The organism is Cryobacterium sp. Hz7, assembly GCF_004402815.1.
Taxonomy (GTDB): domain Bacteria; phylum Actinomycetota; class Actinomycetes; order Actinomycetales; family Microbacteriaceae; genus Cryobacterium; species Cryobacterium sandaracinum.
On record NZ_SOFB01000035.1, the window covers coordinates 43,931 to 60,438 of the forward strand.

Genomic DNA, 16,508 nt, shown 5'->3' on the forward strand with positions numbered 1-16,508 from the left:
GCGCTACGCCCCCTTGCGGGCGGCGAGCTTGGCCTGGAGGGACTCCGCCTTGGCGGCTGCGGCCTCCTTGGCTGCGGCTGCGGCGACCAGGGCGGCTGCGGCGTCGATTGCGGCCTGCGCCTTCTTGGCGGCCGCACCCTCAGGGCTGATCCCGAGCTTGAAGAGGATCTTGTTCTCGATCTCGTTGGCCATCTCCGCTTCACGCAGCAGGAAGTTGCGCGAGTTCTCCTTGCCCTGGCCCAGCTGGTCGCCGTCGTAGGTGTACCAGGCTCCGGACTTCTTGACGATGCCGTGCTCGACACCGAAGTCGATCAGGCTGCCTTCCCGGGAGATGCCGATGCCGTAGATGATGTCGAATTCCGCCTGCTTGAAGGGCGGTGCCATCTTGTTCTTGACGACCTTGACCCGCGTGCGGTTACCGACGGCCTCGGTGCCGTCTTTCAGAGTCTCGATACGGCGGATGTCGAGGCGCACCGACGCATAGAACTTGAGCGCCTTGCCACCAGCGGTGGTCTCGGGGCTGCCGAAGAAGACCCCGATCTTCTCGCGCAACTGGTTGATGAAGATCATGGTGGTGTTGGTCTGACTGAGGCCACCGGTGAGCTTGCGCAGGGCCTGGGACATCAGACGGGCCTGCAGGCCCACGTGCGAGTCACCCATCTCACCCTCGATCTCGGCGCGGGGAACCAGCGCGGCGACGGAGTCGATCACGATCAGGTCAATGGACCCGCTTCGCACGAGCATGTCGGCAATTTCCAGCGCCTGCTCACCCGTATCGGGCTGGGAGACGAGGAGCGCGTCGATGTCGACTCCGAGCTTGCGGGCGTACTCAGGGTCCAGAGCGTGCTCGGCGTCGATGAAGGCGGCGATGCCGCCGTTCTTCTGCGCGTTCGCGATGGCGTGCAGGGTGAGCGTGGTCTTTCCCGACGATTCCGGACCGTAGATCTCCACGATGCGACCTCGGGGCAGGCCACCTATGCCGAGGGCCACGTCCAGCGCGATCGACCCCGTGGAGATCGTCTCGACGGGGGCGCGCTCGTCGCTGCCCAAACGCATGATCGAACCCTTGCCGAACTGGCGGTCGATTGCTGCAAGAGCGGTGTCGAGGGCTTTTTCGCGATCTGCTGATGATGCCATGAGTGATCTCCTTCGGTCGTGCATTCCGGCGCCTATAGGCTGTCGCGTTTGGCTACCGGGACGACCCCGACACCCGCTTTCAACAAGGCATGTGCTCTCTGTCGCTGACACAAACCGACTGTACGCGGCACGTCCGACAGAGCCGGGAACGGGGAGCGGCAGTGGATAAGCCGTCTTCGACTCCTGCTGTGGAGGAGTATATCAAAATGCGAACACGCATTCGAGAATTCCACGGAATCCAGGGCGTGTCGAGCGAAATCTAGCTGCGGGCGGCGGGGAGTCCCGCGCCGTACCAACGGGCCTTCGGGACATCCGTCTCGGCGCAGAGGGCAAGCCAGACGTCGCGCGCCGAAGCACCGCCGGCCAGAGCCTGGTCGGCGGTGCATCCAAACGGGGTCAGGATGAGATCTCGAGTGAGGACGCGGCCGTAGCCTTCGCCGAACTCGTCGCTCAGAGCCTGACGGAACTCACTGAGCCGCATGGGATGGAACTAGCGCACCATCATGTCGTCGTAGTTGGCCACGAGCTCGTCGGGCACAGTGTCGGGGAATCTGTCGATTCCCTCGATGATGGCCAGTCGGTCGCCGACTTCCCGCATGATGACCGAGATCGGGGTCTCCAACGCTTCTGCTACGGAAGCCAGAATCTCGGAAGACGCTTCTTTCTGGCCACGCTCCACCTCGCTCAGATACCCGAGGGCCACACTGGCCCTGCTGGCTACCTGACGGAGTGTGCGCCCTTTCTGCAGGCGGAAGTCCCTGAGCACATCGCCGATTTCCTGTCGAACAAGAATCATCGGAACCTCCTTCTCGTACTGATTATGTGTTGCTTATCGAGTACCGTTTTATACTTCTGGCGCCCACTCAACCGGGTGGTTGCGTGTGTTGGATCGCAAGAGTACTACAACCTTGAACACCCTGACACTACCGATATCGACTGGGCTTTTCTTGTGAATATGCTCGTTGTAACCACGGAATTCGGGGAACTATTCCACCGCGTCACGGGCTAACAGCTGCCACACAGCTTCGACGGCCGCGGCCACGGAGGCCGCTCGAACGAGGGCACGGTCTCCGTGCAGCCGGAGCGGGATGACCGATATTTCTCCTTCACGAGCCAGCCCGAGGAACACCGTTCCCGGCTCGTGGCCACCCTGGCCGTCGGGCCCTGCCACACCCGTCGTGGCGATGCCGATGTCGGCGGGCCGGCCGTCGACGGCGAGGCGCGTACGCACGCCCTCCGCCATCTGCAGGGCAACCTGCGGGTGCACCGGGCCGTGCTCCTCGAGCAGAGCCGCGTCGACGCCGAGGAGGGTGTGCTTGAGCGCACTCTGGTACGCCACCACTCCCCCGTTGACGACGACGGATGCGCCGGGGATGCGGATGAGTTCGGCTGTCAGCGCCCCGCCGGTAAGGGACTCGGCCACGGCGATAGTGAGGCCGCGGCGGGTGAGCTCGGCGACGAGGCGCGCGGTGGCATCCGTCGCCCCGGGTATGTCAGCAGGTGACAGGGCCTCGTCGAATGCCGGAGGAATCGGATCAGCCACGGTCGTGCTGGAGCCGGTTCTCGCGCCGCGCGGCCACGAGGTAGTCGAAGCCGGTGACGACGGTAACGATGAGGGCGAGGGCCATGGCCGTCCAGTTGACCCAGTAAATCCAGTCGCCCAGCAGCAGCCAGAGGGGCACGAGGGCGAGGGAGATCGCCACGGACTGCAACACAGTCTTGAGCTTGCCACCCCGTGACGCCGGGATGACCCGGTCCTTCAGCATGACGAACCGGAACACCGTGATGCCGACTTCGCGCACGAGGATGACGATGGTCACCCACCACCACAGTTCGCCGAGGATGGAGAGGCAGACCAGGGCTCCGCCGGTGAGCACCTTGTCGGCGATCGGATCGAGGATCTTGCCGAGGTCGGTGACCAGGTTGTGCCGACGGGCGATGGCCCCGTCGATCCCGTCGGTGGCGATGGCCACGATGAACAGGGCGGCCGCCCACCAGCGCAGCGCGCCGTCCTGGCCGGCGTCGGCGAGGAGCATATAGATGAACACCGGCGCGAGCAGGATGCGCACGATCGTGATCAGATTCGGGAGATTCCAGTTGCTGGGCCGGACGACCGGCGTGGATGGTGTGGCCATGGGTCAGTCCCTGTCGGTCAGTTGCCAGGCGTCTTCATCGGGAGATGCGTCTTCTTCAAGGTACCCCTCCGACATTTTGGCGACCGGGTCGTCGGCGTAGCGCGGATCGGGCGGGCCGGGCGTGTGCTGGGCCGCGGACTGGTGAGCTGCGGCGGCCTGAGCGGTGGCCGTGGCGGCGTGGTGTTCGGCGTCGGAGCCGCGCAGCAGGGCCAGCACGCCGGGCAGCTGCTCCACGGAGACGAGCACGTCGCGCGCTTTCGATCCCTCGGAGGGACCGACGATTTCGCGGGACTCGAGCAGGTCCATCAGGCGGCCCGCCTTGGCGAAGCCGACCCGGAGCTTGCGCTGCAGCATCGACGTGGACCCGAACTGAGTCGACACGACCAGTTCCGCCGCTGCGAGGAGCACCTCGAGGTCATCTCCGATGTCGGAGTCGATTTCTTTGCGGGGGGCGACCATGGAGACATCCGGCCGGTAGTCGGGGCGGGCCTGCAGAGTGACGTGCTTGACGACGCGTTCGATCTCGGCCTCGTTCACCCAGGCCCCCTGCACGCGGATCGCCTTGGAGGCTCCCATCGGCAGGAACAGGGCGTCGCCCTGCCCGATCAGCTTGTCGGCGCCCGGCTGGTCGAGGATGACCCGGGAATCGGTGACGCTGGTCACGGCGAAGGCGAGGCGGGAGGGCACGTTGGCCTTGATCAGGCCCGTGACGACGTCGACGCTGGGGCGCTGGGTGGCGAGCACGAGATGGATGCCCGACGCGCGGGCCAGCTGGGTGATGCGCACGATCGAGTCTTCGACGTCGCGCGGTGCGACCATCATCAGGTCGGCGAGCTCGTCGACGACGACCAGGAGGTAGGGGTACGGCTTGAGGCTGCGCAGGCTGCCGGCGGGCAGCACGATCTCGTTGTTGACGACGGCCTTGTTGAAGTCGTCGATGTGGCGGAATCCGAAGCTGGCCAGGTCGTCGTAACGCATGTCCATCTCCTTCACCACCCACTGCAGCGCCTCGGCGGCCTTTTTCGGACTGGTGATGATGGGCGTGATCAGGTGTGGAACCCCCGCGTAGGCAGCCAGCTCGACCCGCTTCGGGTCGATCAGCACCATGCGCACGTCGCTCGGCTTGGCCCGCATGAGCAGGCTCGTGATCATGGAGTTGACGAAGCTGGACTTGCCGGAACCGGTGGAACCGGCGACCAGGAGGTGAGGCATCTTGGCGAGGTTGGCGAGCACGAAGCCGCCGCCGACGTCTTTCCCGACGCCGATGGTCATCGGGTGGGTGCTGTTCGAGGCCGCCGGGGAGCGGAGCACGTCACCGAGGGTGACGATTTCGCGGTCGGTGTTGGGGATCTCGATGCCGATCGCGCTCTTGCCCGGGATCGGCGACAGGATGCGCACCTCGTTTGAGGCGACGGCGTAGGAGAGGTTTTTGCTCAGCGCGGTGACGCGCTCCACCTTGACTCCGGGGCCGAGCTGGATCTCGTACTGGGTGACGGTGGGGCCGCGGGAGAAACCGGTCACCTTCGCGTCGACCTGGAACTGGCGGAGCACCTCGGTGATGGACTTGACGATCTCGTCGTTGGCCGCCGACCGGGCCTTGGCCGGCGGGCCCTTGGTGAGGGTCGTGTCCGAGGGCAGCAGGTAGGGTGCGGCGGGCTGGTCTGATGCCGGCGGAACCGGGGCCGGCACCAGGGACAGGGGCGTGTCGGCGGAACCGGCGGCCCCACCGGCCGCGGCCGGGTCGAGTGCGTCGAATCCTGCTCCGGTCAAACCGGGAAGAACCTCGGTCAGGCCCGTCTGGTCGTCGGCCTGGAGCCCGGTCGACGAGCCCTGCGGCAGGTCGATCGCGCCCGTGAAACGTTTGAGGACGTCTTCGGCTCGGAGCAGGTCTTCGAGCACCTCGGTGCCGTAATGGTCCTGGTTGGGACCGGGGGTCGTCGGCGTCGTCTCCAGCGCGGTGTCGAAGCTGCCTCGTTTGTCGCCGCCGAGCAGGGTGCGCAGCGGGTCGGCGCCGTGCGGGCCTGCGGCGTTCGGATCGTCGGCGGGGGTACCGGCGCCGTTCGGGCCGAGCGGCCCGCCGAAGTCAGGGTCCTCCTCGCGCTTGCTCGTGTTGCGCCGCCACCAGGGCAGCGCTCCGGCATCTCCGTCGTCATCGTCGACCCCGTCCAGTTCGACCTGAACGGCCTTCTCATGCTTCGCTTCCCGGGCGGCGGCGCGCTCCTCGGGATCGGGGAGCTGGGCCCCGAACAGCCAGGCATAGAGCTCCCGGCTGCGTTCACCAATGCGGTTGGGCGGGGTCTTGGTGATGATGAAGAGGCTCAGGGCAAGAAGCAGGATGACGACGATGGTGGCACCGATCGCCGTGGTCAGGTAGATCAGGGGGGCAGCGATCATCCAGCCGATGACACCGCCGGCCAGTGCGAGGGTCTCCATGCCGTCGCTGGGGGCAGGCTGGCCACCGAAGATGTGGCAGAGACCCGACACCGAAACGAGTAGCACGGATAGTCCGATGCCGATGCGGCCGTTGTCGTGCACCGAACTGGGTTTGCGGAACAGCCAGACGGAGAAGAGCAGCATGATCACGGGCAGGGCGAACGCGACGCGGCCGAACAGTCCGCCGAAGGTCCAGGCGTCGAGGGTCTGGGCGACCGCGTTGTTGATCAGGAACCACTCGATCACGGCGCCGGAGACTGAGAGCAGCACAAGGAAGAAGGGCAGGCCGTCGCGGCGCTCTTCTTTGGAGAGCTTCTCCGGGCCGAGCGCGCGGGCAGCCCCGCCGGTCACGTGGGCCAGGGCCATCCACGACCGCACGAACAGGCTCGGCTTGACCTCGACCGCGGTGAACTTGACCGTCTTCTGAGCGGCGGTGCGGGCTGCGGGCTTGCGCGCCGGGGTGCCGCGCGCAGGCGTGCTGCGGGCGCGACCGTTCGACTTAGTGCTCGTAGCCATGCAACCACGGTACTTCGATCCCCCGACATTGGGGCTTAGGCACGCCAAAACGCCTGCGGGCGGCGATCAGCGACCGCGACATCAGGGCTGGGCGGACGCGCGGCATCCGTCGCCCTCGGCGGGATCAGGCCTCGATCACCAGAGGGACGATCATCGGGCGGCGACGGAAGGCGGTATTCACCCAGCGACCGACCGTGCGGCGCACGATCTGCTGCAGCGCGAACGGGTCGCGCACCCCGTGCTCGGCGGCTTCCGCCAGGGCCGCCTCGATTTTCGGGCGCACGGCGTCGAACACCGAGGCGTCTTCGGCGAAGCCCTTCGCGTGGATCTCGGGCCCGACGATCACCTTGCCGGTGGCGGCGTCGACCACGATGATAATCGAGATGAATCCCTCCTCGGCGAGGGTTCGGCGGTCCTTGAGGTCGGCCTCGGTGATCTCGCCGACGGTGGAGCCGTCGACGTAGACGTAGCCGAGGTCCAGCTGGCCGACCTTGGTGGCCACACCGTCCCGCAGGTCGATGACCGTGCCGTCCTCTGCAAGGAGCACGTTCGCCTCCGGCACGCCGGTCTGCACCGCGAGCTTGGCATTGGCGACCAGGTGCCGGTATTCGCCGTGCACGGGCAGCACATTCTTCGGCTTCAGGATGTTGTAACAGTAGGTCAGTTCCCCGGCGGCGGCGTGCCCGGAGACGTGCACCTTCGCATTACCCTTGTGCACCACTGTGGCGCCCAGCTTGGTCAGGCCGTCGATGATCCGGTAGACCGCGTTCTCGTTGCCGGGAATCAGGCTGGACGCCAGGATGACGGTGTCGCCGTGGCCGACTTCGATCTGATGGTCCTGGTTGACCATCCGGCTGAGCACGGCCATCGGCTCCCCCTGCGAGCCCGTGGACATGTAGACGATCTTGTCGCCCTGGATGTTGCCGACCTTCCTGAAGTCCACCAGCACACCCTCCGGCACCCGCAGGTGGCCGAGGTCGGCGGCGATGGTCATGTTGCGCACCATCGAGCGGCCCAGGAGCGCGACGCGGCGACCGTTCGCGTGGGCGGCATCGAGCACCTGCTGCACCCGGTGCACGTGGCTGGAGAAGCTGGCCACGATCACCCGTCGGGGAGCCCGGGCGATGACGTCGTCGAGGACGGGGCCGATGGAGCGTTCCGTGGGTGTGAAGCCCGGGACATCCGCGTTGGTGGAATCGACCAGGAACAGGTCGACGCCCTCAGTGCCGAGGCGCGCGAATTCGCGCAGGTCGGTGAGGCGGTTGTCGAGCGGCAGCTGGTCCATCTTGAAGTCGCCGGTGTGCAGCACGGTGCCGCCGGCGGTCTTGATGGCCACAGCCAGGGCGTCGGGGATGGAATGGTTGACGGCGACGAACTCGAGGTTGAACGGGCCGAGCCGTTCCGTCTGGCCCTCCTTGACCTGCAGCGTGTACGGCGTGATCTTGTGTTCCTTGAGCTTTGCCTCGATAAAGGCGAGGGTCAGGCCCGAACCGATCAGCGGAATGTCCGCACGCAGCTTCAGAAGGTAGGGGACGGCGCCGATGTGGTCCTCGTGGCCGTGCGTGAGCACGACCGCGAGGATGTCGTCGAGGCGGTCCCGGATGGGGCTGAAGTCGGGGAGGATCAGGTCCACGCCCGGCTGGTGCTCCTCGGGGAACAGCACCCCGCAGTCGACGATCAGCAGCTGGCCGTCGATCTCGAACGTGGTCATGTTGCGGCCGATTTCGCCGAGGCCACCGATCGGCGTGATGCGGAGGGTTCCCGCTGTGAGCGGGGCCGGGTCGTACACATCGATGGGCACAGGCCCTCCTCGGGGTTCGGTGGAGCGGTTAGCGTGTCGTTCCGGCGACCTTCGGCAGGGCGCCGCCGGCCGCGGCATTGCGGTCCGGGCGGAAGTTGGAGAAGTTGACCCCGGGGATGTTCTTGACCAGGTCTATTTCGTCTTCGATCTGGGCGGCTTCCCACTCCTCCGGGCCGACGAGGGGCAGGCGCACGCGCGGGCTGTTGATTCGGCCGAGGCCGTGCAGGATGTACTTGACCGCGACCGTACCCGGAACGTGCGTCATGCAGGCCCGCACCAGCGGTTCGAGCTGCTGATGCGCGGCGGTGGCCGCTTTCAGGTCGCCCGCATTCACGGCGTCGACCATCTGGCGATACGGGGTGGCGGCGATGTTCGCCGTGACCCCGATCAGGCCGGTCGCCCCGATCGAGAGGTGCGGCAGAACGTTGGGGTCGTCGCCGGAGAAGTACATCAGGTCGGTCTGGTTGAGCACGCGGCTGACCTGGGCCAGGTCACCCTTGGCGTCTTTGACGGCGAGGATGTTCGGGTGCTTCGCGGCCCGCAGGATCGTCTTGTATTCGATCGGGATACCGGTGCGTCCGGGGATGTCGTAGAGGATCACGGGCAGATCCGTGGCATCCGCGATCATGCGGAAGTGGGTGAGAACGCCGGCCTGGGTGGGCTTGTTGTAGTACGGGGTGACGATCATGTTGCCGTCGGCGCCCGCCTTCTCGCTCTGCTTGGCAAGCTGCATGGCGTGGGCGGTCTCGTTGGACCCGCCGCCGGTGATGATCTTCGCGCGTCCGCCCGAGATATCCTTGCCGACCTCGACCAGGCGAATCTTCTCCGCGTCGGTGAGGGTAGACGTCTCACCGGTGGTGCCGGTGACGACGATGCCGTCCGCTCCGGCGTTGATGACGTCGTCGATGTGCTGGGCAACGCCCGCCCAGTCGACTTCGCCGTCGGCGGTGAAGGGAGTCACCAGGGCAACGAGGACCTGGCCGAAGGGATTCTGAGACATAGACACGAGGGACAGGCTACCGGTCAGTGTGCGGCCGCGCACCGCCGCGGCGTCACGTTACGGGGCGACGCGACCGTTCTTGTTGAAGGCGGCGTAGGTGAGCGGCATCAAGGTCGCGAACTGGTCTTCCATCTTCTCGGCGCACATCTCGATCTCGCGCTGCGGGAACGACGGGAAGTGGGTTCCCTCGCGCTTGGTACGCAGACTGAGAAAGTTCATCAGCGACCGGGCGTTCATGGTCACGTACATCGAGGAGAAGATGTTGAGCGGCAACACGATGCGGGCAACCTCGCGGGCCACGCCGGCTTCGAGCATCCGTTGATACGACGCGTAGGCGTGCGCGGAGGCCTCGCGGGTCAGCTGGTCGACCAGCGCGGCCTGCTCGGCCGTGCCGGGCAGGAAGTCGTAGGCGCCGGGCTTGCCGACCTGCACGAGGTTGCGGGTCGGGGCCGGAACGTAGAAGACCGGGTTCAGCTCGCGGTAGCGGCCCGATTCCTCGTTATAGGAGGCGATGCGGTGCCGCATGAACTCGCGGAATACGAAGATCGGCGCCTGCACGTAAAAGGTCATCGAGTTGTGCTCGAACGGCGAGCCGTGGCGGTCGCGCATGAGGTAGTTGATCAGCCCGGCGTCACCCGTGCTCGGGGCGTCGCCGTCCGATTCCTCGAGCAGGGCCTTGGTCAGGGTCTGCTCCCCCTGAGTCGACACCCGTGCGGCGAACAGCACATCGGAGTCGTGGGCGCTTGCGCGCACCAGTTCGACGGTTACATCGGAGCGGAACTCAATTTCAGACACGGCTAAACGATACCTGCTGCACGCGTAACCTGTCGTCACACGGACCCGCCCGGCCCGAGATCCTTGTAACGTCGCAGCATGAGTTCGACCTCCGCCCTGATTCTCGTGCTGGTTCTTGTCTCGGGCGCCACCGTGCTGGGCCTCTTCTGGCGGTCCCGCCAGGGGCGCCCCATCGTGGTCACCCCGGCGGCTCCGGAGGCACTCGGCGTACCGGACGCGCTCACGCCGGCGGATGTCAGCAGCCGGGTTCCGTTCGGCGCGAACGCCACGCTCGTGCAGTTCTCCACCAGTCACTGCGCCCGCTGCCCCGGCACCCAGGTGCTCCTCGCCGGCCTGGCCCGGTCCCGTCCCGGCGTCGCGCACCTGGACGTCGACCTGACCCACCGCCGCGACCTCGCGAACCGGTTCGGGATCCTGCAGACCCCGACCACACTCATCCTCGACGGAACCGGTCAGGTGCGCGCCCGGATCGGCGGCGTTCCGAACCGGGCCGGCGTCCTCCGGCAACTCGACGACCTCACCGGGAGCAGCCATGCCCAGTTCGCCCGCTGAGCCCCGGCCGCAGCCCTCCGCGCGCCGGGCCCGCCCGGATCGCCCGGACCTCGACCCGCGCGGACCACGCTTCGGCGCCGCGATCACGGCCGTTCTGCTCCTGGTGGTGGTGTTCCTGTCGCTGACCGGGGCATCCGTCGCCGCCTTCGTCCTCCTCACGATCCTGGCGGCCCTCTTTGCCTGGGGTGCGTTCGCCGGCGCCGGGCGGCACCCTTACGGCGTGCTGTTCAAGACCGTCGTGCGGCCGCGGCTCGGCCCGCCCACCGCACTGGAGAAAGCGGCCCCGCCGACGTTTGCGCAGGGAGTAGGGCTGCTGGTCACCGTGACCGGCGTGGTGCTCGGTCTGGCCGGGCTGACGCCCGCTGTGGGCGTCGCTGCCGCCGTCGCGTTCGTCGCGGCGTTCCTGAACGCCGTGTTCGATTACTGCCTCGGCTGCCAGCTGTACCTGCTCCTGGTGCGTGCTGGCATCCTCGGACGCGGGCCGACGCCGCTGGCCGGGAGCTGACGGCCGCCGCAGCTCCATCCCTGATCATTGGCTGAGAGTGAACCCTATGTGGGCCGAGGCGACAGTTAGGCTGAAGCTTCACCTCAGGAGGCAACATCATGGCACTCACCAGCGAAGCAACAACTGTCTGGACCGGCGATCTGAAGTCCGGCAGCGGTACCGTCACCCTCGACTCCTCCAAGACCGCCGAGTTCCCGGTCACCTGGCAGGCCCGGTCCGTCGGCACCCCGAACACCACCAACCCGGAAGAGCTTCTCGGAGCCGCCCACGCGGCCTGCTTCTCGATGGCGCTGGCCAACGGCCTCAGCGCCGGCGGACACACTCCCGACAGCATCCAGACCACCGCGGCCGTGACCTTCGAAGCCGGCGTCGGCGTGGTGGGTAGCCACCTCCTGGTCAGCGCCAAGATCCCCGGCCTGACCGAAGAGGAGTTCGCGGTCTACGCCGAGGACGCCAAGGCCAACTGCCCGGTTTCGAAGGCGCTCGCGGGCATCCCGATCACCATCGAAGCCGAGCTGGCGTAGGCGCGGCCCGCACACAATGCGAGTTCTCGTCTCCGGCGCGTCCGGACTGATCGGCACCGAGCTGAGCGCACAGCTGCGCGCGGCCGGCCACACCGTGGCCCGCCTGGTGCGCCGCGATCCGCGCGGGGCCGATGAATTCCGCTGGGACCCGGCCGCGCTGAGTATGGACCAGGGCGCCCTCGACGGCGTCGACGCCGTGATCAACCTGTCGGGGGCATCCATCGCCCGTCTGCCGTGGACGAAGGCCTATCGCCGGGAGATCCGTGACTCGAGGGTGCAGGCCACACGCACGCTGACGGATGCCATGGGCCGGCAGGCGACACCGCCAGCCGTGCTGCTCAATGCGTCGGCCGTGGGCATCTACGGCGACCGTCCGAGCGAGGTGCTCACCGAGAACTCCCCGGCCGGCAATGATTTTCTGGCGAAAGTCACCAGAGACTGGGAGGCCGAGGCCGCACGTGCGCCGGAGTCGACCCGTGTCGTCACCCTCCGCACCGGGCTGGTCATCGCCCGCGGCGGCGCCCTGAAGCCGCTTCTGCCGATCGTCAAGCTTGGCCTGGGCGGCCCGCTCGGCCGCGGCACCCAGCACTGGCCGTGGATCAGCCTGCACGACGAGGCCGCGGCCGTCGTGCACCTGCTCACCTCGACGCTGTCGGGTCCGGTCAACCTGGTCGGCCCGACACCGGCCACCGCGAACGACGTCATCCGGGCCGTTTCAGCCGGGCTGCACCGCCCGTTCCTGGTGAAGGTGCCGGAATTCGTGCTGACGCTCGTACTGCAGGATGCCGCTCGCGCACTGCTGCTCGCCGACCAGCAGATCGTGCCGGAGAGGCTGCACACAGACGGTTTCGTCTTCACCCACAAAACCGCGGCCGAGGCCGTGGCCTGGATGCTCAGCCGCCCGTAGTTCTGACGGTTCGCGGCCTCGAACGGCCAAGGCGCCACCCTGCCCGGGGTTCGGGCGCGGTCGGGGATGCGGGCGCGGTCGCAGCGGGCCGAGGGCATCCGTCGCGACGTAAACTCGGAGAAAACCGGGACACGCCGCATTTTTCGGTTGCTCCGGCGGCGTGTCGCGAAAAACTTTGCATTTAGCGCGCGGTGATGGATGCCGGTGAGCTGGTTCGAGGGCCGGGTCACCGGATTTCGGCGGGCTCACGCACCGGTGGCGGCTAGGCGCGCTCGAGGGAGATCGCGGTACGGATGGCGCCGCGGGCGCGACGGCGGTCCCCCGATGAGTTGTAGGCCAGGCCGAGCCTGAACCAGGCGCGCCAGTCGTCGGGGGCGGCATCGACGGCCGCCCGGTAGATCGGGAATTCGGCGTCGGCCTCGTCCCGCATGGGGCGTCCGCTCGGCCGGATCGGCAGTTCTTCGACGGGGAGCCCGCCCTCGGCCTCCAGCCGGCGCACGAGCCGCTCGGAGTTGCGCCCGAACCGGAGTTCGGCGACCAGCGCCCAGACTCCGACCAACGGGAGCACGAGAAGCGCCACCCCGATCACGATGCCGATGATTTCGCCGCTCTGCAGGAATAACACCGCTCGCCAGCCGACGAGAACCAGGTAGAAGACCAGCAGCAGGGCCATCAGGCCGACGGCAAGGCGGCCCTTCATACGGCGGCCTCACCCGGGTGGGCAGTTGTGGCCGTCGTCGGCGCACCCAGTCCGAGATCGATGATCTGGTCGAGCCCGACGGTGACGCCGACGGCCGTGCGGGTGGCCGCCAGGGCCAGCAGGATGCCACGTTCGTAGGATGCGGCCGACAGGGTGTTGTGGCTGATCGTGAGGGTCTCCCCCGCACCGCCGAAGAACACGTCCTGGCGGGCGAGCATGCCGTCGAGGCGCAGGCTGTGCACGGGAATGCTCGACACCTGCTGGCCACGAGCGCGCTGGTCGGTGTGCGGCGCCGACACCGGCCCGATTTCGGCCCTGGCCCGCCCGATCAGTTCGGCGGTGCGCACGGCCGTGCCCGACGGAGAGTCCACCTTGCCGGCCCGGTGGGCCTCGACGATCTCGATCGAGTCGAAGAAGCGGGCGACGAGCGCCGACAGGCCGGTCGCGATGACCGACGCCATCGAGAAGTTGGGGATGATGACGACGCCGATCTCATTCTGCCCTGCGAGGCGGGCGGAGAGGGCGTCGATGCGGTACTGCGACCAGCCCGAGGTGCCCACGAGCACGCGCAGGCCGTGCTCCACCGCGAAGTCGACCACGCTTTGACTGACCCCGGGCAGGGTCAGGTCGATCACGATCTCCGCGCCGATCATCTCGGACAGGTCGCTCTTCGAGTTCAGGCCGGCGACGAGGACGTACTCCTCGGACTGCTCGACGAGACCCGAGACCAAGCGGCCCATCGTTCCCGATACGCCGACGATGGCCACCCGTGTTTTCATGGGTCCAATCTATCAATCGCGGGGCATCGAGTTAGCCTTGGGCCATGCCTGACTCCCCCGCCCTTGCCTTCACCGCTGTGTCGGTGACGGATGCCGGCTCCATCGTGCTGCTCACCCAGTACTTCAGCGATCGGGAGTCGGGCTTCCCGGCCGCGCAGGGCCGGTACCGCACCACGTTCCCCGATCCGGTCCAGTTCCTGCCGCCGTCCGGGGTGTTCCTGTTGGTCAGCGAGCAAATGGGACCGGCCGAACGAGCGTTTGTGGGGTGTGGCGGCATCCGTCGTCTCGAGGACTCCCCGACCGGAAATGTGCGGTTCGAGATCAAGCATCTCTGGCTGCAGCCGCAGGTGCGCGGGCGCGGATGGGGGCAGTCGCTGCTGACCGAGCTCGAACGACGCGCCCGGAAGTTCGGCGCCGACGACGTCGTGCTCGACACCAACGCGAGCCTGACCGCGGCCGGAGCACTCTACGCGCGGTCGGGCTACGAGTCCTGCGCGCCGTATAACGACAACCCGAATGCCACGACCTGGTATCGCAAGAGCCTCACCCGGAAGACGGACGGAGCCGGGCCAGCCGAGAGACGGCCGCCCGGAACCCGCCTATCCACCTAGAACAGGAGCGGGTCCGGCAGACCGGTGCGCAGCTCCACGGGGAGGTGCCCGGTGTCGTTGTGGGTCAGCAGCGTCCAGGGCCGGCCCGGTTTTTGGTGCAGCACGGTGAGGCCGCAGTTCGCCTGGTTGATGCTGATCCACCGCCAGTCCGGGGCGCCCAGTACCTCCCGCACGAACCAAGCGATGACGAAGTTGTGGGTGATCAGCAGGTCGTGGCGTTCGCCGCGGCGCGGCTGGAGGAACTCGGCCACGGCGTCGCCCATCTGCGCGCTGCCGGCCTCGATGTCGGCCTCAGTGACCCTACCGAAGAACGGCGCATAGGCCGACGGCGTCTCCGGCGCCCTGCCGGAGGGGATGCAGTCGAAGAGCAGCGGGCTGGGCACCGAGGTCAGGGCCGGCAGTCGCTGCGCGATGATTTTCGCCGTGTCGGCGGCGCGCTGCAGCGGGGAGTGCCAGGCGTCCGTGAACGGCACGCCGCCGAGACGCTCGGCGATCAGCTGAGCCTGCCGGGTGCCGCGCGCGGACAGAGGCCCGTCGGGCATGCCGTGCTCGGCATCCTGCTGTTCACCGTGACGAACGAGGTAAATGTAATGGTGCAAGGGGATCTCTCTCAGTCAGGAGCCGCACATCAGCGTGTGGCCCCGGCTTTGGGTCTCGGTGGTTCTGGGCATTCAGTATCTGGGCACTGAGTTTTTGGGCTCCGAGTTTTTGGGTACCGAGTTTCTGGGCTCGACAGTTCTGCTCAGGAGGGCACAAAGGTCGGCAGGATCGCGGCGAAGACGTCGTCGTCGAGCGCGCCGACCGCGGAGATGGAGAGCGAGCCGGCGGCCAGTTCGGCGGCGAGGTTCTGAACGTCGTCGGCCGTGACGCGCGCGAGCCGGCGGAGGGCCTCGTCGAGGTCGATGAACTCGCCGAGGGTGATTTCGGCGCGGCCCAGCCGGGACATCCGGGTATCGGAGTCTTCAAGGGCGAGAGCGGATGCGCCGGACAACTGACCCGCGGCCCGCTTCATCTCGTCGGCCGTGACGCCGTTGTCGGCGAGTCGGTGCAGCTCGCCCAGCATCAGCTCGGCCACCTGGCCGGACTTCGCCGGGGTGCAGCCCGCGTACATGCCGAACAGTCCCGCATCCGAGTAGCCGGGCGCGAAGGAGTAGACCGAGTAGGCCAGACCGCGCTTCTCGCGGATCTCCTGGAACAGGCGCGAGGACATGCCCCCGCCGAAGATCGAGGTGAGCACGCTCATGGTGACGCGCCGCTCGTCGGTGGCCAGGAGGCCGGGGAAGCCCATAAGGATGTTCGCCTGTTCGAGCGGGCGGCGCACGATGGTGACCGGATCACCCTGACTGAGGGCGGCGGGGGCTCCGGACCGGCGGCCGACCGGGGGCGCGAAAACACTGAGGTCCCAGCCGGCGAGGGCGAGGGACCGGGTGACTGCTGCGACCAGCACGTCGTGGTCGACCGCGCCGGCCACGGTGACGACCAAGTCTTGTGGGCGGTAGTTCGCCCGGTAGTGCTCTAGAACGGCGGCATGGGTGGCCGCACGGATCGTGTCGGGACTGCCGCCGATCGGGCGCCCGAGCGCGTGATCTCCCATGACCGCCTCGAAAAAGCGCTCATTGGCGACGTCGGCCGGGTCGTCATCGGCCATGGCCAGCTCTTCGAGGATGACGCCCCGCTCGTTCTCAAACTCAACCGGGTCGAGCAGCGACGACGTGAGCATGTCGGTGAGCACCTCGACCGCCATCGGCAGGTCTTGGTCTTGCACCTTGGCGTAGTAGCAGGTGTATTCCTTGGCCGTCATCGCGTTGTGCTCACCGCCGACCGAGTCGAAGGCGATCGCGATGTCGAGGGCGGTGCGCTTGGCGGTGCCCTTGAACAGAAGGTGTTCCAGAAAGTGGGTGGACCCGAAGTGGCCGGGCTCCTCGTCGCGGGAGCCGACCGCGACCCAGTAGCCGATTGTCAGGCTGCGGCTGCCGGGAACGTGTTCCGACACGATGCGCACACCGCTCGGCAGCACGCTGCGGCGCACCAGGGAATCACCTGCCGCGCGGAACGAGAGTTCGGGCAGATCCAGAGAGAATTCGACGGCACCGTTCATGACTAGTCCACCTTA

General features: G+C 67.4%; 18 protein-coding genes. 5 read left to right on the top strand and 13 right to left on the bottom strand.

What is annotated here, in order from left to right:
* Positions 1 to 3: 3 nt before the first annotated feature.
* The 9 genes from recA to thyX form a co-directional block, all read right to left on the bottom strand.
* Entirely contained in the window at positions 4 to 1,137 is a 1,134-nt protein-coding gene (gene recA, locus E3N86_RS07705) for a recombinase RecA (protein WP_104170109.1), read from the bottom strand.
* 259 nt (positions 1,138 to 1,396) lie between these two features.
* Entirely contained in the window at positions 1,397 to 1,618 is a 222-nt protein-coding gene (locus E3N86_RS07710; RefSeq protein ID WP_104101179.1) for a DUF3046 domain-containing protein, read from the bottom strand.
* Positions 1,619 to 1,627: 9 nt separating this feature from the next.
* Positions 1,628 to 1,933, bottom strand: a complete 306-nt coding sequence (locus E3N86_RS07715) for a helix-turn-helix domain-containing protein (protein WP_104101176.1) — start codon at positions 1,931 to 1,933, stop codon at positions 1,628 to 1,630.
* A 189-nt stretch (positions 1,934 to 2,122) separates the two neighbouring features.
* Positions 2,123 to 2,680: a CinA family protein gene (locus E3N86_RS07720; protein ID WP_370247996.1), complete on the bottom strand. Its 558-nt coding sequence runs from the start codon at positions 2,678 to 2,680 to the stop codon at positions 2,123 to 2,125.
* Complete coding sequence (pgsA, locus tag E3N86_RS07725; protein ID WP_134342204.1) at positions 2,673 to 3,272, bottom strand: CDP-diacylglycerol--glycerol-3-phosphate 3-phosphatidyltransferase; 600 nt, start codon at positions 3,270 to 3,272, stop codon at positions 2,673 to 2,675. The genes E3N86_RS07720 and pgsA overlap by 8 nt, the downstream gene beginning before the upstream one ends.
* Positions 3,273 to 3,275: 3 nt before the next feature.
* Positions 3,276 to 6,221 (bottom strand): DNA translocase FtsK, encoded by a 2,946-nt coding sequence (locus tag E3N86_RS07730; RefSeq protein WP_134511696.1) that lies wholly within the window; start codon positions 6,219 to 6,221, stop codon positions 3,276 to 3,278.
* A 124-nt stretch (positions 6,222 to 6,345) separates the two neighbouring features.
* Positions 6,346 to 8,022, bottom strand: coding sequence for a ribonuclease J (locus E3N86_RS07735; protein WP_194087816.1), 1,677 nt, complete (start codon positions 8,020 to 8,022; stop codon positions 6,346 to 6,348).
* A 28-nt stretch (positions 8,023 to 8,050) separates the two neighbouring features.
* Positions 8,051 to 9,028: a 4-hydroxy-tetrahydrodipicolinate synthase gene (gene dapA, locus E3N86_RS07740; protein WP_104101302.1), complete on the bottom strand. Its 978-nt coding sequence runs from the start codon at positions 9,026 to 9,028 to the stop codon at positions 8,051 to 8,053.
* A gap of 51 nt (positions 9,029 to 9,079) precedes the next feature.
* A complete protein-coding gene (gene thyX, locus E3N86_RS07745) occupies positions 9,080 to 9,817 on the bottom strand; it encodes an FAD-dependent thymidylate synthase (protein ID WP_104101167.1) in 738 nt (245 codons plus the stop codon).
* Between the two features lie 78 nt (positions 9,818 to 9,895).
* On the opposite strand from thyX, the gene E3N86_RS07750 reads away from it, so the two are divergent.
* The 4 genes from E3N86_RS07750 (at position 9,896) to E3N86_RS07765 (ending at position 12,305) form a co-directional block, all read left to right on the top strand.
* Positions 9,896 to 10,369 carry a thioredoxin family protein gene (locus tag E3N86_RS07750; protein WP_134511697.1) on the top strand — a complete coding sequence of 158 codons (474 nt, stop codon included), beginning with the start codon at positions 9,896 to 9,898 and terminating at the stop codon, positions 10,367 to 10,369.
* On the top strand, positions 10,350 to 10,874 hold the full coding sequence (locus E3N86_RS07755; protein WP_134375122.1) for a DUF4395 domain-containing protein: 525 nt from the start codon (positions 10,350 to 10,352) through the stop codon (positions 10,872 to 10,874). The genes E3N86_RS07750 and E3N86_RS07755 overlap by 20 nt, the downstream gene beginning before the upstream one ends.
* A 98-nt stretch (positions 10,875 to 10,972) precedes the next feature.
* Entirely contained in the window at positions 10,973 to 11,398 is a 426-nt protein-coding gene (locus E3N86_RS07760) for an OsmC family peroxiredoxin (protein ID WP_104101161.1), read from the top strand.
* Between the two features lie 16 nt (positions 11,399 to 11,414).
* On the top strand, positions 11,415 to 12,305 hold the full coding sequence (locus E3N86_RS07765) for a TIGR01777 family oxidoreductase (protein WP_134511698.1): 891 nt from the start codon (positions 11,415 to 11,417) through the stop codon (positions 12,303 to 12,305).
* A 262-nt stretch (positions 12,306 to 12,567) separates the two neighbouring features.
* On the opposite strand, the gene E3N86_RS07770 is transcribed toward E3N86_RS07765, so the two are convergent.
* Together E3N86_RS07770 and dapB are read right to left on the bottom strand one after the other, a co-directional pair.
* On the bottom strand, positions 12,568 to 13,005 hold the full coding sequence (locus tag E3N86_RS07770; protein ID WP_134511699.1) for a tetratricopeptide repeat protein: 438 nt from the start codon (positions 13,003 to 13,005) through the stop codon (positions 12,568 to 12,570).
* Positions 13,002 to 13,784: a 4-hydroxy-tetrahydrodipicolinate reductase gene (gene dapB / locus E3N86_RS07775; RefSeq protein WP_134511700.1), complete on the bottom strand. Its 783-nt coding sequence runs from the start codon at positions 13,782 to 13,784 to the stop codon at positions 13,002 to 13,004. The genes E3N86_RS07770 and dapB overlap by 4 nt, the downstream gene beginning before the upstream one ends.
* Positions 13,785 to 13,828: 44 nt before the next feature.
* Between dapB and E3N86_RS07780 the strand changes: the two genes are divergently transcribed.
* A complete protein-coding gene (locus E3N86_RS07780) occupies positions 13,829 to 14,395 on the top strand; it encodes a GNAT family N-acetyltransferase (RefSeq protein ID WP_134511701.1) in 567 nt (188 codons plus the stop codon).
* On the opposite strand, the gene E3N86_RS07785 is transcribed toward E3N86_RS07780, so the two are convergent.
* Positions 14,392 to 14,994 (bottom strand): histidine phosphatase family protein, encoded by a 603-nt coding sequence (locus E3N86_RS07785; RefSeq protein ID WP_104101149.1) that lies wholly within the window; start codon positions 14,992 to 14,994, stop codon positions 14,392 to 14,394. The genes E3N86_RS07780 and E3N86_RS07785 overlap by 4 nt on opposite strands.
* 143 nt (positions 14,995 to 15,137) lie before the next feature.
* Positions 15,138 to 16,493: a pitrilysin family protein gene (locus E3N86_RS07790; protein WP_104101147.1), complete on the bottom strand. Its 1,356-nt coding sequence runs from the start codon at positions 16,491 to 16,493 to the stop codon at positions 15,138 to 15,140.
* Positions 16,494 to 16,508 lie beyond the last annotated feature (15 nt).